Genomic DNA, 23249 nt, shown 5'->3' with positions numbered 1-23249 from the left:
GAAAGCAATGACACCTGGCGAGCCACGGCAAGGGTACGCCGTGGATCGCCATAGGCACCGCCACCTCACGAACTGCGCGGATTCAGGCCGGTTCGCCCAGCACCAGTAGTGGATTGAAGGCGCGTCGCGCCAGATCGCGGTCGGCGATCAACATGTCGAGCGCCAGGCTGGCGAGGTCGTCGGCCAAGGGGTCGGCTGCGGCCTCCCACTCCCGGTTGACCCGTTTCAGATAGCTGTGGCAGTGATCGCAGGTCTCGGCCTGGATGGGCAACACCCGCTCGCCCTGCTCATCCTCCAAGCCGCAGTAATCCAGGTCTTTACTGTTACCACACTGCGCGCATCTGGCACGCTCGGCGTACCATTCGCTGGCGCACAGCCCGCACTGCAGATAGCGCACCCGGGAGCGGGCCATGCCGATCTGGACCAGACTCCCCACCGCCGGGGCACCACAGCAAGGACACAAGGTGCCAGCGGCGCCCGCCGGACGCGGCGGCGGCACGGGGAGCGAGCGTGCCTGGCGCGTCCAGGCCACCTGCAGTGCCGCGCCCATCAGCGGCGCCATCCCGCGTTGCTCCAACGCCAGCGGCTGGCCGGCCAGTATGGCCCGGGCCAGTTCGACACGTTCGGCGGCGGAGAGATCGCAGAGCGCGTCGAACCACGCCCGCTGGGGCGCTACGACCTGGCCGTCCAGTTCCGCCAGCAGTGCATCGAGGTCTTCCGCCCAGGACATGTCCCGCCACAGCCCATCCAGGGAGAGGGGCGGAATGCCATGGGTCATCGCCAGCTGTGCTCCTCCCACCAATGAGGGCCGGGGCAACTGGATGACGCGATGCTGGGCCTCGACGATCATCGCCATGAAGCGCAGGTAGGCGGTCATCGTCGGCAGCCGGTCGGCCAACTGCCGCAGCCGCTGGGCACGCTCGGCGAAGACCTTGCGCGAAGGCAGCGTCACCATCGGCGGCGCCCCCGGGGAAGGGGGCGCCTGACCGAAGGCGTGGTCGCCGTTCGCGCCTGGCGTCGAATCGTCAGGGTTGCTGTTCACGGCGCTGCGCCTCCTCCTGTTCGCGGGCCCACAGGCCATGGTGATGACGCGCCCAGGCGCGGGTCACCCAGCCTCGCGTCATCGAGCGGACCGAGCCCTTGACCCAGATCGCGGCATAGACGTGAACCACGATGGTGACGATGGCAACGAAGGCCGACACCGCATGGAGCAGGCTGGCGAACCGAATCAGCGGAATCGGGAAGTAGCCGGCGAACCACGGCCGCCACATGATTACGCCGCTGATCAGCAGCAGCGCGATCGATACCACCAGCGACCAGTAGACCAGCTTCTGACCGGGGTTGTACTTGCCGATGGGTGGCAACTTCTCGTCGCGATTGTCGAGCACGTCACCGATCTGGCGCATCCACTGCACGTCGTTCTCGCCGAGCAGATTGCGACGCACGTGTCGCGCTGCCATGGCGTAGAACAGCAGAACCAGCACCACACCGAGAAACGGGTGGAGAATCCGCGCCCATACCGGCCCGCCCAGCGTGTGGCTGAGGAAGAAGAATGCCGGGTGGAAGAACGCCAGTCCGGAGAGTGCCAGCAGCACGAAAACCATGGCCATGGTCCAGTGATTGGCGCGATCCAGCGGCGAGTAGCGAATCAGGCGATCCCGAGGCATCTTCATCGATCTTCTCCCTGCGAACGATCGTCCGCATTCCGACCGGCTCCGGGACGCCGCCGGGTAGCGTCATAGCCCAGTGAGGAAGGCGGAACGCTGCCGTCGCGCGTCGCTCGATGCTCCTCTTCGGGCGAATCTTCCGGTTCCTCCTTGGGCCCCTTGGTCATGTAGTGGATCACGCCGGCAAAGGCGGTGATGCCGATGATCGCGGACATGATCGGCTTGGTCACGCCCTTCCACGCCCCAACCAGCGGCGAGATGCGGGGATCCTTGGGCAGTCCGCTGTAGCGATTGGGATCGTCGGCGTGATGCAGCACGTACATGACGTGGGTACCGCCGACCCCGGCCGGATCGTAGATGCCAGCGTCGCGGAAACCCAATGCCTTGAGATCGCCGACCCGCTTCTCCGCCCGTGCCAGCATGTCCGTCTTGGTGCCGAACTCGATGCAGTTGGTCGGGCAGGTCTTGACGCAGGCCGGCTCCATCCCCGCATTGACCCGGTCCGAACAGAGCGTGCACTTGTAGGACTTCTGGTCCTTGGGCGAGATGCGCGGAATGTCGAACGGGCAACCGGTGATGCAGTAACCGCAGCCGATGCAGTGGTTGGAGTCGAAGTCGACGATGCCGTTGGCGTACTGCACGATCGCGCCGGGGGCCGGGCAGGCCTTGAGGCAGCCCGGCTCGGCACAGTGCATGCAGCCATCCTTGCGAATCAGCCACTCGAGATTGCCGTCGGCGCTTTCATGCTCGCTGAAGCGCATCACCGTCCAGGACTCGGCGGTGAGGTCGGTGGGGTTGTCGTAAGTGCCGTGGCACTCGCCGACGTCGTCGCGCAGGTCGTTCCACTCCATGCACGCCACCTGGCACGCCTTGCAGCCGATGCACTTGGAGACATCGATCAGCTTGGCCACCTCCTCCACATGGCTGCGCACCTGGGGAGGCTCGGTGGTCGTGGCGGAGCGGGCGATGATGTTTTGCGAATTGATCATGGCGAGCTCCCTATGCCTTCTCGACGCGGACGGTGAACGACTTGTATTCCGGCGTCTGCGTGTTGGCGTCACCGACGAACGGCGTCAGGGCATTGACCAGGTAGCCTTTCTTGGCCACGCCGGTGAAGCCCCAGTGCAGCGGAATGCCCACGTGGTGGACCTGCTTGTCGCCGATCATCATCGGCCGCAGCCGTTTGGTCACTACCGCCACCGCCTTGATGAACCCACGATTGGACGACACCTTGACCCAATCCCCGGCGACGATGCCGATCTCGCCGGCCAGCGCTTCGCCGATCTCGACGAACTGCTGCGGCTGCACGATGGCATTGAGCTCGGCGTGCTTGGTCCAGAAGTGGAAATGCTCGGTCAGACGATAGGTCGTCGCCGCGTGCGGGAACTCCTCCGGTTTGCCCAGCGCTTCGCGGTCCTCGTCGAATATCCGGGCGGCCGGATTGTTGCGCGCTTTCTCCTTGCCCGGGTGCAACAGATTCTGCGGCACCGGCGACTCGAACGGTTCGTAGTGCTCGGGGAAGGGTCCATCGACCATGCTCTGCCCGGCGAACAGATGGCCGACCCCCTCTGGTTGCATGATGAACGGCATCTGCCCCTGGGACGGCGGCGAGTTGGTCGGGAAGTCCGGCACGTCCGCGCCGACCCAGGCCCCCTTCTTGCTGTCCCACCAGATGAACGCCTTGTCGGCGCCCCACGGCCGGCCCTGCAGATCGGCACTGGCGCGGTTGTAGAGGATGCGGCGATTCATCGGCCAGGCCCAGGCCCAGCCCAGGGTATTGCCGGTGCCGTAGGGGTCCGAGTTGTCGCGATTCGCCATCTGGTTGCCATCTTCGGTCCAGCAGCCGGTGAATATCCAGCAGCCGGCCGCCGTGCGACCGTCGTTGGTCAGTTCCGCGAATCCGGCAAGCTGCTCGCCGGCACGCCGGGTCACGTTGCCCTGTTCGTCGGTGAGATCCTCCAGCGCGCGACCGTTGTACTCCCGCGCGAGCTCCTCCGCCTTGGGCTCCGCGGGGATCTTGTAATCCCAGGTCAGGTTGAGGATCGGATCGGGAAAGACACCGCCCTCATCGAGATAGAGCTGCTTCAGCTTGAGAAACAGCTCACCCATGATCCGGGTGTCCGGCCGGGCGTCACCGGGCGGCGGCGCGGCCGCCCAGTGCCACTGCAGCCAGCGCGCGCTGTTGACGATCGACCCGTCGTCCTCGGCGAAGCAGCAGGTCGGCAGACGGAACACCTCGGTATCGATCTGGCTCGGGTCGACATCGTTGTATTCGCCGTAGTTCTTCCAGAACTCGCTGGTCTCGGTATTGAGCGGGTCCATCACCACCAGATACTTCAGTGACGCCAGCGCCCGGGTCACCTTGGCCCGGTCGGGGAAGGAGGCCAGCGGGTTGAAGCCCTGGCAGAAGTAGCCATTGAGCTCCCCCTTCGACATGCGCTCGAAGGTATCGAGAATGTCGTAGAGCGGCCGCTCGAGCTTGGGCAGCCAGTCGAAGCACCAGTTGTTGCCCTCGTTGGCGGCCTCGCCGAACCATGACTTCATCAGACTGACGTGGAATTTCTCGTAGTTCTTCCAGTAGGAGACCTGCCCCTCCACCGTCGGCTGCTTGGTTCGCTTGTCGATGTAGGCGCGGTACACCTGCTCCTTGGCATTGGCCAGCGTCATGTAGCCCGGCAGCAGTTGGGAAAGCAGCCCCAGGTCGGTCAGCCCCTGGATGTTGGAGTGCCCGCGCAGGGCGTTGACGCCGCCGCCAGGCATACCCATGTTGCCCAGCAGCAGTTGGACCATGGCCGCGGTGCGGATGATCTGGGAGCCGATCGAGTGCTGCGTCCAACCCAGCGCGTAGAGGATGGTCATGGTCTTGTCGGGCACCGCCATCGCCGCGATCTTCTTCCAGATTCGCTGGATGGTCTCGACCGGAATCCCGGAGATGCTCGAGACCATATCCGGCGTGTAGCGCGAGTAGTGCTCGCGCAGCAGCTGGTAGACGCAGCGGGGATCGCTCAGTGACTCGTCGCGGCGCACGAAACCATCGTCGCCCATCTCGTACATCCACGACTGCTTGTCGTAGCTGCGAGTCGACTCGTCGTAGCCTGAAAACAGGCCATCCTCGAAACCGTAATCCGGGCGCACGATCAACGCCGCGTCGGTGTAGTTCAACACGTATTCGCGCTGGATCTGGTCAGTCTCGATCAGATAGCTGATCAGCCCGCCGAGAAAGGCGATATCGGTGCCGGTTCGGATGAACGCCTTGTCCTGCGCCACGGCGCCGGTGCGGGTGAAACGAGGATCGATGGTGATCAGCTCGGCGTGGTTGTGCTCGATGGCCTCGGTGACCCAACGGAAGCCCACGGGGTGTGCCTCGGCCGAGTTGCCGCCCATCGACAGAATCAGATTGGCATTGCGGATGTCGACCCAGTGATTGGTCATGGCACCGCGACCGAATGAAGGGGCAAGACCTGCCACCGTCGGTCCGTGTCAGACGCGTGCCTGGTTGTCGAACGCCACCATGCCGAGATTGCGCACCACCTTGTGGGTGATGTAGCCGGCTTCGTTGGAGGAACCGGACGCCGCCAGGAAACCCGTCGTCGTCCAGTGATTGACCGTCTGCCCCTGGGCGTTGCGCTGGACGAAGTTGGCGTCGCGGTCATCCTTCATGTGCCGGGCGATACGCCCGAGCGCCTCGTCCCAGCTGATCCGCTTCCACTCGTCGCTGCCGGCCTCACGCACCTGCGGGTAGGCCAGCCGCCCCTTGCTGTGCACGAAGTCCAGCAGACCCGCCCCCTTGGGGCAGAGCGAACCGCGGGATACCGGATGGTCCGGGTCGCCTTCGATATGGAACACGTTCTGCTCGACGTTCTTGGAACCGTCACCCTTGCTGTAGATCAGGATGCCGCAGCCGACGGAGCAGTAGGTGCAGGTGTTGCGAGTCTCTTTGGCGTGGGTCAGCTTGAATTGACGAATCGACGCCTCGGCGGGCTCCGGGGCGAACCCCATCATCGCCAGGCTCGAACTCGCCAACCCCGCCCCGCCCAGTTTGAAAAACTGGCGCCGAGTGACGTTGATAGCCATCAGTTGTCCTCATCGGTCGTTGACTGACACCTCTGCTGCCGGACGGGTGCCTTGAATTCCTTATAGCAAACCTCGGCCAGAAATGCCCGCCGACGCCACTCGATGGATCGTTGCCGCCGCCGGCGACGTGCCCGCTAGCGCCAGGCCCAGCCGACCGCCCACCATCGAAAACGCCCGCCCTCCCTGGCGGGAGCGCGGGCGTTGCCGTAGAGCTCGACGGCCAGAAGCAGGCCGCTGTCGGGTAGCCGTCAGTTGCCGACCGGTGCCTGCTGGGGCGGCTTGGCCTTGGCCAGCAGGAACAGCACCACGGTAATCCCCGCACCGACGACATCGCTGGCCAGCCCCGGGAAGATCAGCGCCAGCGCGCCGACCGCCGCCAGTATCCGCCAGAAGGGATTGAGCGGCCGGCGCAGGTAGCCCTCCACCGCCACCGCCAGCAGCAGCACGCCGACCACACCGGTCACGATGACCCACAGCGTGTTCCACAGCGTCGCATCGATCATCAGCATGCTGTGGGCGAACACGAACATGTACGGCACCACGAACCCGGCGATCGCCAGCTTCATCGCCTGGAAGCCGGTGGCGTTGGGTGAACCGCCGCTGATGCCGGCGCCCGCATAAGCGGCCAGCGCCACGGGGGGCGTCAGGTTGGCGAACAGCCCGAAGTAGAATACGAACATGTGAGCGACGAAGATCGCCGTCTCGTTGCTGCCGGCCAGCTCGCGGAACAGCGGCAGGTTGAGCAGAATCGGCGCCGCCATGGTGCTGGTGATGATGTAGGTCGGGATACTGGGCAGTCCCATGCCCAGCACGATCGAGGCGATCATGGTCAGCACCAGCGTGACCAGCAGTTGAATCATCGGAATGGGAATCTGCTGGCCCAGTGTCACCACGGCATCCGCCGCTTCCAGCGCAATGCCGGTGAGCGTGGCAATCCCCACGATGACCCCCACCGCGCCGCAGGCCACCGCAACGGGAATCGCGTTGCGCACGCCGTCGTGCATGGCATCGCGGCAATCCCCGACATCCATCTTCTCGGCCACCATCCCGAGCCTGGCCCGGAGCGCATTGATCGCCACCGGAACCGCGATGATCAGGAACAGCATCCAGCGACTGGCCGGGAAATTGGGCAGCGCATGACCACCGATCAGCGCCCGCAGTTGCGGCTCGAAGATCAACAGCGCCAGGATCAGGCTCAGGCCGATGGTCACGCGACGCGTACCGCAGATCAGCACCGTCGCGGCGATCGACCAGAAGGCGGCGAAGAACGGCGCACGGCCCTCGAACAGCAGCCACAGCAGCACCGCCATCGGTATCAACAGATGACCGCGCTTGAGCATCACCTCCTTGAGCGGGGTCAACTGCGAACGGGGGATCCCCTCCAGCCCATTGCGCATGGCCCGCAGGTGCACCTGGAACAGTACCCCGAGGTAGTAGAGCAGGGCCGGGATGATGCCGGCCAGGATCACCTGGGTATAGGGCACCGCGAGCACCTCGGCCATGATGAACGCCGCCGCGCCCATGATCGGCGGCAGGATCTGCCCACCGACGCTGGCCGCGGCCTCCACCGCGCCGGCGAAATTGGGCTTGTAGCCGGTCTTTTTCATCAGCGGAATGGTGAAGGCGCCGGTGGTCACCACGTTGGCGATGGCGGAGCCGTTGATCGACCCCAGAAAGCCGCTGGCGATGACCGCCACCTTGGCAGGACCGCCCCGGGTATGCCCGGCGATGGCCAGCGCCAGGTCGTTGAACAGCTGCCCCAGGCCGGACTTGCCGAGGAAGGCACCGAACAGGATGAACAGGATGATGTAGCTCGCCGAGACCCCGATCGCGGTGCCCAGCAAGCCCTCGGTGATATATACCAGATGCGAGACGATCTGCTTGCACGTCGCGAGAACGATCGCCTCGTTCAATTGCGGATAGAACGAAAGCTTGGCGTAGAAGCCGTAGAGCAGAAACAGCGAGGCCAGGATCGTCAGCCCCCAGCCGGTCACTCGACGCGTGGCATCCAGCACCAGCCCGATTGCCACGAAGCCAATCACCATGTCGACATTGTTGATGCGCCCGGCGGAGGCGATGACCCGATCCGACACCGTCAGCATGTAGACGCCGATGCCGAAGGCGACCAGCGCGAGGATGGCGTCACCCCACGGCACGTGGTCCCGCGCGCCCTTGCGAGTCAACGGGTAGAGGATGAACGCCAGCCCCAGCAGCGTATAGAGATGAATACTGCGCTGGGCGACGTCCACCAGCGGCCCGGAAAACGAGGTGTAGAGATGGAACAGCGCCAGCAGTACCGACACCGCGGTAACGAACTGGATCACTCTGTGCGGCAGTCGATCCCGGACCAGGCTCTCGCGATCGAATTTCTCCAGCGCCTCCTTGACCGACGGATCCTCGGGAGCATCGGCGGAAACCGTGACTTTTTGTTCGGACATACTTCTTCCTCGCCAGGCGGGAATCTACGATAACCAGGGACGCAACAGTGCCGGCAGTGCTTGCCACAACGGCACCCTGATGATGGAAAAGTTGAGAATCGGCGGCGGGTCACCCTGAGACAACGCGATGGTGTGGCCGGCGAAGATCAGCCTGTAGTGCTCCTCTGCCGCAGCCTGGACGGCCAAAGGATCGACGTCGCGATCGATCCCGGTCATCACCACCCAACCGTCCTCGAGATGGGTTTCGGTGCCGGCATCCGACGGCACACCGGCGCCGAAGGTCTTGAAGCGCGTCCCGGTGATCTCGATGGTGTCGGCATCGGTCACCCTGAACCACTCTTCCCAGTCCTCTTTCTCGACCGAATGCATCCAGCGAATGGTGAAGGTCGTCCCCTGCCAACCGGGAAACGCGAACCGCCACTGTGGCCCTTCGCGGATGACCAACCACGGCAGCGGAACCGAAGCGGTGGCGATCAAGAGGATCGCCACCGCTGCCAGACTCAACCAGGTTTTACGCATCGGAATCACACGTCATCGCAATGCTTGCCGGTGACGCCCGCCGACGCTCAGGACTGCGGTTCTTTGTCCTGGGCGTTCTCGCTGCCGCTGGTGTCGCTACCTTCGGTCGTGTCGATATTGTCTTCTGGCGTCTCGGCGCTGGTCTGCTTGGCCGGTTCGGATTCGGCGCCATCGGCTTCGGTCGTGGCCGCCTGCTCGTTGGCCGGCATGGAGGCGGTCTCTTCCGAGAGATCGCTGTTGTCGCCAGTGGTCGCGGCGGCGTCGCCGGACTTCGCATCCGCGGAGCCAGCCAGCGTCTCGTAATACGCCTCGGCGCCCGGATGCAACGGCACGACCAGATTCTGGTCCATGGTCGCAGGGTCGAACTGCTTGAGTGCGCCGACGGAAACGTTGCCGGATTCCAGATAGTCGTGGAAGCGTTTGGCCAGGTCCTCGGCGACATCATCGCGCATCGAGGAGGGTACGATCAGGATGTTGCGGATCGCCACCGTGTCCACGGCATCGCCCAGGTTGTAGCGCTCGGGGGCACCGGCCGGGATCTCGTAGTTCTCGTAGTACGGGTATTTCTCCAGTAGCTTGGAGGCGACGTCACCGCTGACCGGTACGAAGGTGATGTCGGTGCTCTGCATCAGACCGGTGATGCTGGAGTTGGGAACGCCGGAGGTGAAGAACGCGGCATCGAGATTGCCGTTGCTCATCTCGGTGACGCTGTCGGCGTAACCGGTATGGCTGACCTGGGCCAGATCGTCGTAGCTCAGACCGGCAGACTCCAGCACCTTGGCGGCGCTCTGCTCGACCCCGGAGCCGACCTTGCCGACGCCGACGCGCTTGCCTTTCAGATCGGCAATGCTGTGGATATCGCTGTCGGCGGTGGCGACGACCTGCACCACGTTCGGATACATCCCGGCGATGGTCTCGATATCGGCGGGCTGGCCGTCGAACTGGTTCTGGCCCTTGACCGCGTCATAGGCCACGTCGCTCATCACGATGGCGACCTGGTTGAGGCCGTCGGTGATGTTGTTGATGTTCTGCACCGAGGCGCCGGTCGAGACCACCTGCACGCCATTGACCAGATCGCTCTGCTCGAACACGCTCTTCAGCGCGCCGCCGATCGGATAGTAGGAGCCGCCGGTACCGCCGGTGCCGAAGATCAGGTTCACCGGCTCGCCGCCACTGCTGCCTTCGCTGCCGGAGGAGTCGGAAGCGGCCATCTCCTGGGAATCGGAGCCGGAAGACTGGGTTTCCTGCTGGGAGGATGACGGTTCCTGAGTCTCGCTCTTCGCCTGATCATCGCTGTCATCGCCGCAGCCCACCAGCAGCGCGCCGGACAGGCCTAGTGCCGCGACCAGCATCCCTGTGCGTAACATCATGGTTCACCCCGTCATTTTTGAATACCATCGGCCGGTCGGCCGAAGAAGAAGATACAACACGATGACACAAGAGTAAGGAACGCCCGGCGCCGATACCATGCCTGAGCCGTCATATACCACTAAAGTCTAAGACGGGTCGGATCCCTGTGCCAATACCCGCTGCACGACGCCTCCAATGGTCAAGCCCTGGACCAGAATCGAGAACAGCACGATAAGGTAGGTCACCATCACCAGCGTATTGCGGTAATCGCTCTCGGGAAGGCCCAGCGCCAGCGCTACCGAGATTCCGCCCCGCAACCCGCCCCAGGTGAGCACCCGCGTGGTTCCGTGGCGGAAGTGGACCCAGCGACTCAAGACGACGATGGGCAGGCCGATGGTGGCCAGGCGCGTCAGCAGGATCACGCCGATCACCGGGCCCGCGACGATCAAGTACGACCATTCGAAGGGAATCAGCAGTAACTCGAGGCCGATCAGCACGAACAGTACCGCGTTCAGGATTTCGTCGATCAGTTCCCAGAAGCCATCGACGTAGCGGCGGGTGGTGTCCGACATGGCGTATTCGCGCCCGCGATTGCCGATGAACAGCCCGGCGATGACCATCGAGATGGGCCCCGAGACCTGCAGATGCGTCGCCAGCGTGTAGCCACCCAGTACCAGGGCCAGGGTCACCAGCACTTCGATCTGATACTGGTCGATGCTCTTCATCAACCGGTAGGCGACATACCCCATCACCAGCCCGAGCAGCATCCCGCCCCCGGCCTCTTCCAGAAACAGCATCGCGGAGTGGGTCACCGTCAGCGCCTCCGTCGCGGTCGCTGCTCCCAGCAGCATGGTGAACACCACCACCGCGACCCCATCGTTGAACAGCGACTCGCCGACGATCTTGATCTCCATGTCCTCCGGCGCACCGGCACTGCGCATGATGCCGAGAACGGCGATCGGATCCGTCGGCGAGATCAAGGCGCCGAAGACCAGGCAGTAGAGATAGGGCACACCGATATGGAAGGTGCGGAAGAGCCACCAGGCGGCGCTGCCGATCGCCACCGTCGAGATCAACACCCCGGCGGTGGCGAGCAGGCCGATCGAGTAGCGGTAGCGCTTCAACTGATGAAAATCGACATGCAGCGCGCCCGCGAACAGCAGAAAGGAGAGCATCCCGTCCATCAGCAGGGCGTTGAAGTTGATCTGTCCCAGCCAGGCTTCGGCCCAGTCGGTGATTACGTCGAACCCGAGATGGCTCGAGGCGATCAGCAGCACCGATGTCACCAGCGAGATGAACATCACGCCGATCGTCGCGGGCAGCTTGATGAACCGATAGTTGAACCACGCGAACAGCGCGGTGATCGTGATGAAGATGGCTGCAATTTCCAGCATCGTCCCCTTCCCTGTCGTCGCCGCTCCATCAAAAAAGCGGACCCGGTGGGCGGGTCCGCTTTGTCCTGTACCGCTGGCCGGTCCGGACTCGTCACAGCCCGGCGGCGGCCCTCAGGGTCTCTGCCCTGTCCGTCTTCTCCCACGGGAAGGCGGTGAAGGTCTCGGTCTGCGTTTCACCGTTGACGTCGGTCCAGGTATAGCTGGACTCGAACGGCTCACGGCCGAAGTGGCCATAGGACGCGGTCAGTTGATACATCGGATGGAGCAGGTCGAGCATCCGCGTGATCGCGTGCGGGCGCAGGTCGAAATGCTCGCGCACCAGTTCGATGATCTTGGCCTCACTGACCCGGGCGGTACCGAAGGTATTGATCGACACAGAGGTCGGCTCGGCGACACCGATGGCGTAGGAGACCTGAATCTCGCACTTGTCGGCCAGCCCCGCGGCGACGATGTTCTTGGCCACGTAACGCCCGGCGTAGGCCGCGCTGCGGTCGACCTTGGAGGGATCTTTGCCGGAGAACGCGCCGCCGCCGTGACGTGCCATGCCGCCGTAGGTGTCGACGATGATCTTGCGCCCGGTCAGACCGCAATCGCCCACCGGGCCACCGATAACGAACTTGCCGGTCGGATTGATATGGAACCGGGTGTTGTCGTGAATCCACTTCGCCGGCAGCACATCGCGGATGATCAGATCCTCTACCGCCTTGCGCAGGTCATCCTGGGAGATGTCCGGATCGTGCTGGGTCGAGAGCACCACGGCATCGACCCCGTTGGGCTGGCCCTGGTCGTCGTAGCTGAAGGTGATCTGGCTCTTGGCGTCCGGGCGCAGCCACGAGAGCGTGCCGTTCTTGCGCAGCTCCGCCTGGCGCTCGACGAGACGATGCGAGTAGTGGATCGGCGCCGGCATGAACGACTCGGTCTCGTTGGTGGCGTAGCCGAACATCAGGCCCTGATCCCCCGCGCCCTGGTCCTCGGGCTTGCTGCGGTCGACACCCTGGGCGATATCGACACTCTGCTTGCCGATCAGATTGATCACGCCGCAGGTTTCACCATCGAAGCCGACCTCCGACGAGGTATACCCGATATCCATGATCACCTTGCGCACTAGCTCTTCCAGATCGACCCAGGCGGTGGTGGATATCTCACCGGCGACGATGGCCACCCCCGTCTTGACCAGCGTCTCGCAGGCGACGCGGGCCTGCTTGTCGCGGGCGATAATGGCGTCCAGCACGGCATCGGAAATCTGGTCGGCGATCTTGTCCGGGTGCCCCTCGGACACGGATTCAGAGGTAAACAGAGAGTATTCACTCATGGCGTACGGGGATCCCTTCGTTCACTGGTTGCGGCCCGCGCGCGCGGCCCGCCTGACAAAACGCAGCGCCGCCGGTCGGAAGGACGGATGAAACGACGCACGACATCGCTGCCCCGAGCGGGTCAGGGCAGGGTCCAAAAGTCTACACACAGAATAGCTAGCTGCCTACGTTTTGCCACCGCAGCCATCGCTTTCGCCGCACGCCGCGTCGTCTCCGTCGACGACACGCCCGTGAACGATGGAGACCAGCCGCTCGATGCCCCCGGTCACGCCCTCGCGCTGCCAGGCGTTGCGGCCGAAGATCACCCCGCTGGCGCCATTGTCCAGCGCGCCCTGGGTAAATCGCGTCAGCGCCTCGTCATCGTTCATCGCGGCCCCACCCAGCACGAGCACCGGCACCGGACAGCTCTCCGTCAGAGCCCGCATATCGTCGGGATCGCCGGTGTACTGCGCCTTGATCAGGTCGGCCCCCAGCTCGGCGGCGATCCTCGCGACTCGCGCGATACGCTCGCCATCGAGCAGCCCTTCCTCCCTGGCCCCCCACACCACCGCCTCGACGATAAGCGGCAACCCGATCGCCTCGCACTGACGCGCCGCCTCCGCTACCGCCTCGAGATTGTCGGCCTCACGCCGAGGGTCGTCGTAGCCGGAGATCAGGCACATCACCACGGCATCCGCGCCCATCGCCTGGGCCTGAGCGGGGGTGGCGATCATGCGGTGGTGCTCCTCCCCCGCCAGGGTGAAGTCGCCCACCATCGGATAGTCGATTCGCAGCACGATTCTAGGGGCGCGGCTGTCGGCGAACAGACCCCCGCAGGACTTGAGCACACCCGGCGATAGCAGTACCGCGTCCGGGCGCGACCTGACGATGGCTTCGCAGGTGCGGCGCGCATCGATCGCATGCGCCACCGGGCCCGCCAGCAGCGTGCGGTCGAACGCCACCATGCAGGTCAGGCCGGTCTCGCGGCGGAACAGCCGCCCCGTTCTCAATCCGGCGGCGGAAAGCCTGTGGGTCATGATGCTGGCTCCTGGGTGAAGGAAGGCCCCTCTCGCGGGACGCTTGCCGATGTGGAAGGGGACGGTTCGGTGGCGCTGCCCGTGGTGTCGTCGGCAGCCGGGGCGAGCGAGACACCGTGCGTGCGCACGGCAATCTCTCGCACCCTGTCGGCCTCATCCCGACAACGGGCCTCCGACCACGCCAAGGCCCCGCCGCACAGTGTCGCGACCTCCTCGATCACCGCACTGTCGAGCAGGCCGGCCAGCGCGATCGGCAGGCGCCGGAACAGCACGTCCGCCAGATGCTCGACGCGCTCGAAGCGGCAGACGAAATCGATCTCCCCGACCCGATAACCGGCCAGCGAATCCAGCGGCCGCTGGCGGCAGGCACCGCCGGCGTTCATCCCCGTGCAGTGCCGTGCCACCGCTTCTCCCCGCGTGCCATAGCGATCCAGCAGGATAATGGCCCGATGCCGGTCGCCCTCGCAGAGGGCCGTCACCCGGGCGAGCCACGCCTCCCGCGAGGCCGCATCGCGGGGAAAGTCCCGCCCACCGCCGATGGCCAACTGCCGGGTATCGATCTCGCGCCGACGCCCCAGCCTCGCCAGCAGGTCGTCGGCCGCCTCTTCGGCGAACCCGCGAAACGTGGTCCACTTGCCACCCACCAGGGACAACACCGGCCAGGCGTGGATGCGATCCTCGACGATGGCGTGATCGCGGCTGATCTGGCCCGGATCGTCGGCATCGCTGCGCGGTAATGGCCGCACGCCGCTATAGCGGTAGCGAACCTGATCCGGACCGATCGTCACCTCGGGAAACAGGTAATGCACCGCTTCGAGCAGGTAGTCGCGCTCGTCATCGTCGCAGACGGCCTGGTCCGGGTCGGTGCAGCGGATGTCGGTGGCGCCGACCAGCACATGGCTCATGAACGGATAGATCAGGCAGATGCGGCCATCGGGCGTGCCGAAATAGATCATGCGCCCATCGAGCTGATCGCGGATCCGTGGCACGTCGACGACCAGGTGCCCACCCTTGGTGCCGCCGATATGCCGCGTTTCCTGGCCCAGCTGGCGGTTGATCTCGTCGATCCAGGCGCCGCCGGCATTGACGATGATCCGCGGGCAAACCTTGAAGGCGCTGCCCTCTTCATCGACAAAGGTTATCGCTTCACCGTCACTCCCGGTCAGGGTGACGTGATTGAGCGCCATCGCGCCGCGATGGGCACGGCAGCCGTCGTCGATCAGCTCGAACCCGAGCCGCTCGGCCTGGCTGATCGCGGCATCGTAGTAGGTGTGCAGCGCCTTGACGTCGTGGCGCACGTCCGGCAGCGACTCGCGTACCCGGCGCCCCAGCGTCACCGAGTGACGTGGCATGCTGCGGAAATGGCGCCCGAGGAAATCGTAGAGCGTCAGCCCAACTTCGCTGATCAGGATGCCGCGATCGTCGATCTTTGCCGGACGACGCAGGAACCGCTGGAGCGACGGCCAGATCCCGCCCCACCAGCTGTGCGCCGGCATTGCCGTGCGCAACGGATGCACCACGTGCGGCGCGTTGCGCAGCAGCAGGTTGCGCTCGCGGGTCGACTGCGCCACCAGCCGAAACTCTCCGGTCTCGAGATATTTGAGTCCGCCGTGGATCAGTCGCGACGGTGCGGCGCTGGCGCCGGCACAGAAGTCCTGCTTGTCGACGATCAGCGTATCGACGCCCTGCAGCGCCAGGTCGCGGAACAGCCCGGCACCGTTGATTCCGGCACCGATAATCAGTACTGACACCGAGGGATCCGCGCGCAGGCGATCCAGGGTCTGCCGACGCGTCAGCGGCGCGGCATTGGCGGGTTCCGTCATTGTCCTGCTCCCATCGTCGGCGTGGATTCCGCCGAAGTGTCGGATGAATCCGGGGGCGACGCCTCGACGTCCAGCGTCGCCCATAGCGTTCTCATCCCTTCGATCAACCGCTGGTAGCGCTCGAAGCCCTGCTGACACACTGCCTGACGCTCCGAATCGGGGGTATAACGGTGGTCGACCTCGCAAAGCGACGTGGCCGACTCGATGGAGGGAAACACTTCGGCTGCCACCCCGGCGCAGATCGCAGCGCCCCAGGCCGCGGCCTCCTGGATTCGCGACGTTTCCAGCGGTCGCCCCAGCGAGTCGGCGAACAGTTGGGCCAGCCGCGGCGAGTGACTGCCGCCCCCGGTGATCCGGATGCGATCGATTGGGAACGTCGACGCCAGCGCATCGACATGCACCCGGTGATTGAACACCACCCCTTCCAGGATCGCGCGCAGGACATGGCCACGGTCGTGCCAGCCCTGGAGACCGAACAGCCCGGCACTGGCCGGCTCGTCGTAGGGCGAACCGTAAAGGAACGGGTGATAGACCAGCCGCGACGGACTGCGGAAAGCGGCGTCGAGTGCCACCTCCATGTCGGCGAGGAAGGCCCCGGTGCCGCCATCTCCAGGCTGCCCCCACTGACGATGAAACCACTCGAGATTGCTCGACGAAGCCGGTGAAATCGCCATGTTGAGCCACTGGCCAGGGCGCAGCCCGTTGCGTGTCGCCCAACGCGGATCGGGCTTGGGCGCGTCGGAAAAGACTTCGTTGATGCTGAACGTCCCGGCCGCGATGGTCAGCGTGTCCGATGCGATATTGCCCAGCCCCACCGCGCTGGCGGTAACGTCATGCAGCCCCGTGGCAACCGGTGTACCGACTTTGAGGCCGGTGACGCGCGCGGCGGACTCGCAGACCTGGCCGGCGACCTCCTCGGGCAGTCGAACGTCGGGCAGGGCCTCGAAGACCGAGGCGATACCCAGCATCGACAGCGCGTCGCGGCTGTAGCGCTGGGTGTTGACGTCGGTATAGCCGGTGCTGGCCTCGGTGAAGTCGGTGGCGATCTCGCCGGTCAGCTTGAATCGCAGCCAGTCCTTGCAGGTCAAGACGTGGCCGAGAGCGGCGTAGCGCTCGGGCTGATTGGCCTGCAGCCACGCCAGCAGGGTCACCGGTGAAAAGGCGAAAGGCGTCTGCCCGATCCGCGCCAGCGCCTCCTCGCGCAGGCCCTGCTCGCACCACCGCTCGACGATACCCGCCGCACGGCTATCAAGTGAGGTGATGGCGTGGCCAAGCGGCTCACCCTTGCGATCGAGTGGGTAAAGCCCATCGCCGTGAGCCGTGACCCCCACCGCCAGAATCTCACCGCCCTCGAGACCGGCAGCCGCCAGGGCGGCGCGTATCGATTCGGCGGCGCTCGCCCAGGCGACGTTCATGTCACGCTCGACCCAGTGCGCCTGGGGATGCTCGAGCCGGGACGCTTCCCGCCCGATTCCCACGACGTTGCCCTGGGTATCGAAAATCACCGCCTTGGTGGAGCTGGAGCCACCATCCAGCCCCAGTAGATAACCGCGTGACATGGCTGCCTCCCGTGTATTGGCTCCGCCGGCACACTTGCCTATCGCTGCGAGAGCTCCATGAGCGCCATTTCTAACACCACCTTGTTATAATTGGGCGTTAGACGATGGTGTTAAATCAAAACTTAAAAACTAAAAATATATTTAATTTCATGACCTTAATAAGATATCGATGACGAAAGAATTATATCGAGACCAAAGTCATAGGGCACATCGTCACGTTTTGATGTTATTTCTTCACCACTCACCGCTGTCATCGCTGTGTTCAGCCATGCCCTTGCCAGGCTTTCATTTAGCTATCGCCGGAGTCTCCGATGTCCGCCACCCAACCCGCCCGTCCGGAACCAACGCCGCTACCCGATGACATGCAAGCCGTGGTCTGTCGTGGCCCCGGCGACTACCGGCTGGAGCGCGTGCCCACGCCCCGACCCGGCCCCAACGAGCTGATTCTCGGAATCCAGGCCTGCGGCATCTGCTCCAGCGATCTCAAGTGCCGCGACGGCGCCGCCATGTACTGGGGCGACGGCGACCGCTTCGCCCCTTTCGTCAAACCACCGATGATCGTCGGCCACGAATTCGCGGGGGAAGTCGTCGCACTGGGCGAGGGTGCCGGGGAACACTTCGGCGTCTCGCTCGGTGATCGCGTCGTGCCGGAACAGATTCTTCCCTGCGGCAAATGCCTCTACTGCCAGCGCGGGCACTACTGGATGTGTGAAGTGCATCATATCTTCGGCTTCCAAGGCGGTGTCGCCGATGGCGGCATGGCCGAGTACCTGCGCGTGCCGGCCAATGCGGTACTGCACCCGGTCGACCCGCGCCTGAGCGTCGAGGAAGCCGCCTTTCTCGAACCGCTGGCCTGCGGCATCCACGCCGTCAACCGCGCCGAGATTCAGTTCGACGACACCGTAGTGATCGCCGGTGGCGGCCCGATCGGCCTGGCCATGGTGCAGCTCGCCAAGCTCAAGACGCCCAGGCAGTTGATTCTGGTCGACACCCACGACGATCGCCTCGCAATGGCCTACGACTACGGTGCCGATCACGGCTTCAATCCGCATCGCGACGATATCGCCAAGGAGATTCGGGCACTCACCGGCGGTTACGGCTGCGAGGTCTATATCGACGCCACGGGCTCGTCGAGCGGCGTGGCCCAGGGCCTGGAGTCGCTACGCAAGCTCGGCCGCTTCGTCGAGTTCAGCGTCTTCAAGGAGCCCACCAGCGTCGACTGGTCCACTATCGGCGACCGCAAGGAGCTGGATATCCGCGGCTCTCACCTCTCTCCGCATACCTACCCGGTGGCGATCGACCTGCTGGCCCGCGGGCTGGTGACGACTCGCGGCATCGTCACCCACCGTGTTGCGCTGACCGACTTCGAACGCGGCTTCGAGATCGCCGCCCGGCGCGACTCGATCAAGGTCGTGTTGACGACGGGAGCGTCATGACCTCTCCACCAGACATGACGACGCGTGCCGTGACCCGGGGGGCGCCAGCGCGCCGCCAGGCGATGCTGGACTACATCATCCAGGCCGGCTCGGCCCAGGTCGACGAACTGGCCGAGCGCTTCGGCGTCAGCCGGATGACGGTGCACCGCGATCTCGACGCGCTCTCCGAGCAGGGCATGGTCAACAAACAGCACGGCGGAGTCACCACGCGCTCTTCCAGCGTGTTCGAAAGCAACTTCGCGCTGCGCTCGCATATCGCCACGCGAGAAAAGCAGGCCCTGGCCCGCGCGGCGCTGGAGGAGATCGCCCCCGGCGAAGCGGTGATGCTGGACGACTCCACCACTGCCGCCGAACTCGCCCTGCTACTGCCGGCGCGGGAGCCGCTGACCGTGATCACCAATGGCCTGGAGAGCATCGACCGGCTCAAGACCGCCAGCGGCATCAAGCTGATCACCCTGGGCGGCGACTACCAGCCCCGTTTCAATGCCACCTTCGGCCTGCTCTGCGAACAGACGCTCGCCAACCTGCGTGCCAATGTCGCGGTGCTTTCCGCCTCGGCGATCCTCGGCACTACCGCCTACGTGCAGGACCCGACGGTGACCCAGATCAAGCGCGCCCAGATGGCGGCGGCAGAGCGCCGGATACTGCTCGTCCACAGCGCCAAGTTCGGCCATGGCGCGCTGCACCGGCTCGCCGATCTCGACGAGTTCGACCTCGTACTGATCGATGAAAGCCTTGCCGCCGAGCATCGCACCACGCTGGACGAGGCCGGGATTCCCTATCGACTGATTCGGCTATGACGGGCTCGACCTGAGTAGGCGAAGGTCAACTTCGAGCAGCGCTGGGAGTCACCGAAGACCGTTCTTGCGAGAGCAGCGGCGGGAAACTCCCGGCTCAGCTCGAAGCGTCAACGGCTACGGATCCGCTGATGGACATCGAACTGCTGATAGGCATGGCGGCCACCGATCGAACGAGGAGGACCAATTATCTCGAGATGGTGCCAATGCCGGCGTCAATCGGGCGAGGCCACGGTGGAAAATGCCAGGGTCGAGAACTCCCATAAGTCGACACGCCCCATCGGGTTTATCGTCCATGACAGTGCATTCGTTATGTCTGATATTAAGTCATCCGCAGGACTCGTGAGCGGGGTATTCTCCTCGATCGTGACTTGTTGCTAAGATACAGAGACTGAAACCACTTCAGGCCGCGCCTGAAAATTGATTGGCAATGACAGTGTCAAGGCCTCCGCAAAGGTTGAACGCTAAAATAGCTGGCATTTTTGATGAGGCGAAGTAAGAGCATGGGCATCAAAGACAACGTTGACTCGCAGATCATAGAGCTATTGAAAAAGAATGCGAGAGAGAAGCTCTCGAACATCGCCAGGTTGGTGAACCGCTCCAGGACTTCGGTAGAGAAGAGAATCGAAAGACTCGAGGCAGACGGAACCATTCAAGGTTACAACGTAATATTAAATACAGACAAGGAGAGAAGCTCAAAAAAGCTGAGAGGCTTCGTCATCGTCAATCATGTCGATGGCTCGCAATGCGAACAGCTGCTGAAAGAACTCGAAACTTTCGATATCATCAAAAGCAAATACTCCGTTTATGGCGACCTTGACCTGATTTTAGAAATATCTTATGACTCACTTGAGGAGATGATGAAACTCAAATACTTCTTGACTGAACATCCAAAAGTGAAAAGCTCGTCAATCTCCCCAGTGATCAAAATGTGGGACTAGGTCTCCTTGACATCTTACTGCTAAGGCACACTCTTAATCTCGCCTTTCCAGGAGTACACGAAAATGGAAACCGCAACGATCAGGATCGGATAAATAACGCTTAACCCCTGCAAAAGCACGATTATCAAGCACACGCCAGCGCCAAGACAGGCAATCATTTTCTCAGCCATTCCTTGCGCCAACTTGAAAAGCACCAGCGCCGAAAACCCATACAGGATCAGAAAATTCTGGCCCGCCAACTTGAGAAGATTATCGATACCCAAAAGCCCAATCCAGTCAAAGACGATAACGGTGCTGAAGATGAGAATGATCGTTATCAATGCATGATATGGCTGGCCTTTGGTGAGATTAAGCAGATAGGAGGGCGCGACCCCTTCCTGCGCCAGAGAGTAGACCATCCTTGACACTCCCCACCCGGCAGCACTGAGATTCGCAAAGATCAAGGTGATAGCGATGAGACCGACAATCACGCTTCCATAGGCGCCAAGGTGATTATTGATGATAGTCGCGAAGGGCGCTGCGTAACCGTTCTGCAAATTCGCACGCTGAGCCACATAGGCCATGATCAGATATAGCGCAATGGCTACGAAGAAGGATATCCACATGGCGATGGGGAGATCTTTTCTGGGGTTCTTGAACTCGCCGGTGATGCTGGCTCCCACTTCCCACCCGGTAAAGGCAAAGAAGATCATCGGAACCGCCAACCAAATGGTGCGGAATTCGTCAATAGAACCTGGAGCTGCGATGGCATGGTATGCAGGCTCATTCGAGACCAGGTAGAGCGACAGCAGTGCCAGGCCAGTCAAGAAAACCACCAGCACCCATGATAGAACCTGATTGAGCTTGCCCGCGGCCTCGACTGACTGCAGATTGAGCAGCAGCACGGCCCCCATGATCAACAATCCATAAATGTGTGCGGAGCCGCCAAATGTCGTACTGGCGTAGTAGCCTCCCGTCAAAGCAATCGCAGGGAGGCCCAGAACGACGGCGCCCAGAAACATCAATGAGGCAACGACATAAGCGAACCTGCCGTAAGCTTGTTGCACGTATGCGGCCAACCCTCCTGGTCCGGGGTGTCGGCAGCCCAGGATAATGAAGATGACGAACAGAGGAGTGGCCAGCACGGCACAAATGATCCATGAGACCAACGAGAGATCTCCAACTCTTTGCACCGTGAGACCGGGTAAAACGAGCAGCCCTGCACCCAGAACTATATTGATGAATAGCGCTGCCCCCCTCCAGGCGGTAAGGGTTTTTTGTAGTTCAGCCATGAGACGACTCCTGAAGCTCTTCTAGAAGATGACTGATGCCCCGAAAATATATCGCACAGATGCGCTATCATTCGAAGAAGTGAGTTTGTGATGGGTGCCTGCGGAGAGGATAATTTCGTCGCCTTTCCCGCATTCAACTTGCCCAAAATTACACTAAATACAGACATGCCGGGATAATGACCAGTTCCTGACCCGGCTGATGGCCACGCCACTCGTGGACAGGAATCAAACAACCTCTTTATGCTCGAGAAAGCCCTGATCACTCAATGCCGTGATGGTTATGCTACAGAGTCAGAGAGGTTAAAAACATTTCACATAGTGCAAATGACTACACGAAGTACCTAAACAGGACTTCAATTTCCACGGCTCTTAGGACTATTCACTAACGTGCTTGGGAAATTACCCACCGCGGGCCTGTGTGATGTGCGGTGACATTGTCTCTCGCCGGGGCACCACCCAAGCCACGCTGGCTCTCCATCGTCTTGCCACCCTTGTTCCGGAGATGGCTCTGTCACCGCTGAGCAGGTCACCGAGATTTTACAGACCGGGCATTTGACGGTGTTCCTACTCTTTCACCGCCAACGCCAACGCTCGGACCTGGCCTCAATCGAGACGAAAAACACCGCCGCGGCGGTGTTTCGGGGGAACGGCCTTGCGTCTTACTGCTTGAGCACGAACGGGGAGACGTACTTGTCGACGTTATCCGGCGTGATCAGGATGCAATCGAAGAGGTGCTTCTCACCCTGGACACCGGTTTCACCGGTGGTGATGAACTTGTCGGCCATCTGCACCGCCGCCTTGGAGAAGATCGCCACCGGCTGTAGCACGGTATAGGCGAGCTCGCCGGACTTGACCGCGTCGACCGCGTCGGGCGAACCGTCGAAGCCACCGACCACGACATCGTCCAGCTTGCCGGCTTCCTTGAGTGCGGCGATCGCGCCCAGCGCCATCTCGTCGTTGCCGCTGATCACCCCTTGGATGTCAGGGTTGGCCTGCAACAGGCTCTGCATTTTGTTGAATCCCTGGGTACGGTCCCAGTTGGCGACATCCTCGCCGACCTTCTTGAGATCCGGGTACTGGCTCAACACCGTCTCGTAACCGTTGGAGCGGGTCGCGGCGTTGTTGTCCGACGGCGCGCCCTTTAGCTCGACGTAGTTGGCCGAGTCGCCGACCGCCTGTACCCACTGCTGGGCACCGAGGGCGGCACCCTGGGCGTTGTTGGAGACCAGTTGCGCCTTGGCCAGCCCCTGCTCGTTGATTTCCGCGTTGACCAGGAATACCGGGATGCCGGCGTCGACGGCCTTGCGTACTGCACCGACGGAACCATCGGCATTGGCGGGATCGAGAATGATCGCCTTGGCCTGGTTGGTGATCGCGGTGTCGATCTGGCGGCTTTCGGTATTGGTATCCCCCTTGTGGGCGCTGACGTTGGCGCGATACCCCAACCCCTCGGCCGTTTCCCGGGCGATCTTGCCTTCGGTGAACCAGTAGGGGTTGGAGGTATCGTTGACGATGACCGAGATCAGCCCCTTGTCCTGCGCCATGGCGGTCCCGGCGAGCAACGGCGCGCTGACGGCGAGGGCTGCGATCAGCAGGCGTTTTCCTGTCTTGAACATGATGGATCACCCTTCTTTTGCGATTGTGATGACTA

General features: G+C 63.0%; 17 protein-coding genes. 3 read left to right on the top strand and 14 right to left on the bottom strand.

What is annotated here, in order from left to right; genetic code table 11:
• Positions 1–82: 82 nt before the first annotated feature.
• From fdhE to DOM56_RS15290, 12 genes are all read right to left on the bottom strand, one after another.
• Positions 83–1042 (bottom strand): formate dehydrogenase accessory protein FdhE, encoded by a 960-nt coding sequence (fdhE, locus tag DOM56_RS15350; RefSeq protein ID WP_232822322.1) that lies wholly within the window; start codon positions 1040–1042, stop codon positions 83–85.
• The gene (locus DOM56_RS15345; RefSeq protein WP_110601236.1) at positions 1026–1673 is read right to left on the bottom strand and encodes a formate dehydrogenase subunit gamma; all 648 of its coding nucleotides are present in this window, start codon (positions 1671–1673) and stop codon (positions 1026–1028) included. Before DOM56_RS15345 ends, fdhE begins: the two co-directional genes overlap by 17 nt.
• The gene (fdxH, locus tag DOM56_RS15340; protein WP_198655810.1) at positions 1670–2656 is read right to left on the bottom strand and encodes a formate dehydrogenase subunit beta; all 987 of its coding nucleotides are present in this window, start codon (positions 2654–2656) and stop codon (positions 1670–1672) included. The genes DOM56_RS15345 and fdxH overlap by 4 nt, the downstream gene beginning before the upstream one ends.
• A gap of 10 nt (positions 2657–2666) precedes the next feature.
• On the bottom strand, positions 2667–5741 hold the full coding sequence (gene fdnG / locus DOM56_RS15335; protein ID WP_280951296.1) for a formate dehydrogenase-N subunit alpha: 3075 nt from the start codon (positions 5739–5741) through the stop codon (positions 2667–2669).
• 248 nt (positions 5742–5989) lie between these two features.
• Positions 5990–8179 carry a TRAP transporter permease gene (locus DOM56_RS15325; RefSeq protein ID WP_110709945.1) on the bottom strand — a complete coding sequence of 730 codons (2190 nt, stop codon included), beginning with the start codon at positions 8177–8179 and terminating at the stop codon, positions 5990–5992.
• Between the two features lie 24 nt (positions 8180–8203).
• Entirely contained in the window at positions 8204–8698 is a 495-nt protein-coding gene (locus DOM56_RS15320) for a DUF1850 domain-containing protein (RefSeq protein WP_110709944.1), read from the bottom strand.
• A 47-nt stretch (positions 8699–8745) separates the two neighbouring features.
• Entirely contained in the window at positions 8746–10068 is a 1323-nt protein-coding gene (locus DOM56_RS15315) for a TAXI family TRAP transporter solute-binding subunit (RefSeq protein ID WP_110601243.1), read from the bottom strand.
• 126 nt (positions 10069–10194) lie between these two features.
• A complete protein-coding gene (locus DOM56_RS15310) occupies positions 10195–11442 on the bottom strand; it encodes a sodium:proton antiporter (protein WP_110709943.1) in 1248 nt (415 codons plus the stop codon).
• Positions 11443–11533: 91 nt separating this feature from the next.
• Positions 11534–12754: a methionine adenosyltransferase gene (gene metK / locus DOM56_RS15305; protein WP_110709942.1), complete on the bottom strand. Its 1221-nt coding sequence runs from the start codon at positions 12752–12754 to the stop codon at positions 11534–11536.
• A gap of 165 nt (positions 12755–12919) precedes the next feature.
• Positions 12920–13771, bottom strand: a complete 852-nt coding sequence (locus DOM56_RS15300; protein ID WP_110709941.1) for a hypothetical protein — start codon at positions 13769–13771, stop codon at positions 12920–12922.
• Positions 13768–15594, bottom strand: a complete 1827-nt coding sequence (locus DOM56_RS15295) for a glycerol-3-phosphate dehydrogenase/oxidase (RefSeq protein WP_110709940.1) — start codon at positions 15592–15594, stop codon at positions 13768–13770. Before DOM56_RS15295 ends, DOM56_RS15300 begins: the two co-directional genes overlap by 4 nt.
• A complete protein-coding gene (locus DOM56_RS15290) occupies positions 15591–17153 on the bottom strand; it encodes an FGGY-family carbohydrate kinase (RefSeq protein WP_110709939.1) in 1563 nt (520 codons plus the stop codon). The genes DOM56_RS15295 and DOM56_RS15290 overlap by 4 nt, the downstream gene beginning before the upstream one ends.
• 311 nt (positions 17154–17464) lie before the next feature.
• On the opposite strand from DOM56_RS15290, the gene DOM56_RS15285 reads away from it, so the two are divergent.
• The 3 genes from DOM56_RS15285 to DOM56_RS15275 all read left to right on the top strand — a co-directional run bounded on the left by DOM56_RS15285 (position 17465) and on the right by DOM56_RS15275 (position 20327).
• Positions 17465–18589: an alcohol dehydrogenase catalytic domain-containing protein gene (locus DOM56_RS15285; RefSeq protein WP_198655808.1), complete on the top strand. Its 1125-nt coding sequence runs from the start codon at positions 17465–17467 to the stop codon at positions 18587–18589.
• On the top strand, positions 18586–19389 hold the full coding sequence (locus tag DOM56_RS15280) for a DeoR/GlpR family DNA-binding transcription regulator (protein WP_198655807.1): 804 nt from the start codon (positions 18586–18588) through the stop codon (positions 19387–19389). The genes DOM56_RS15285 and DOM56_RS15280 overlap by 4 nt, the downstream gene beginning before the upstream one ends.
• 500 nt (positions 19390–19889) lie before the next feature.
• Positions 19890–20327, top strand: coding sequence for an Lrp/AsnC family transcriptional regulator (locus tag DOM56_RS15275; RefSeq protein ID WP_198655806.1), 438 nt, complete (start codon positions 19890–19892; stop codon positions 20325–20327).
• A 20-nt stretch (positions 20328–20347) separates the two neighbouring features.
• On the opposite strand, the gene DOM56_RS15270 is transcribed toward DOM56_RS15275, so the two are convergent.
• Positions 20348–21598, bottom strand: a complete 1251-nt coding sequence (locus DOM56_RS15270; protein ID WP_110709936.1) for an amino acid permease — start codon at positions 21596–21598, stop codon at positions 20348–20350.
• A gap of 659 nt (positions 21599–22257) precedes the next feature.
• Complete coding sequence (locus DOM56_RS15265) at positions 22258–23214, bottom strand: D-ribose ABC transporter substrate-binding protein (RefSeq protein ID WP_110601258.1); 957 nt, start codon at positions 23212–23214, stop codon at positions 22258–22260.
• Positions 23215–23249 lie beyond the last annotated feature (35 nt).

The sequence above is a fragment of the Salinicola sp. CR57 genome, from assembly GCF_003206585.1.
Taxonomy (GTDB): Bacteria; Pseudomonadota; Gammaproteobacteria; order Pseudomonadales; family Halomonadaceae; genus Salinicola; species Salinicola lusitanus.
The sequence above is the reverse complement of the archived record's forward strand: the minus strand, read 5'-3'. Positions and strand labels throughout refer to the sequence as shown.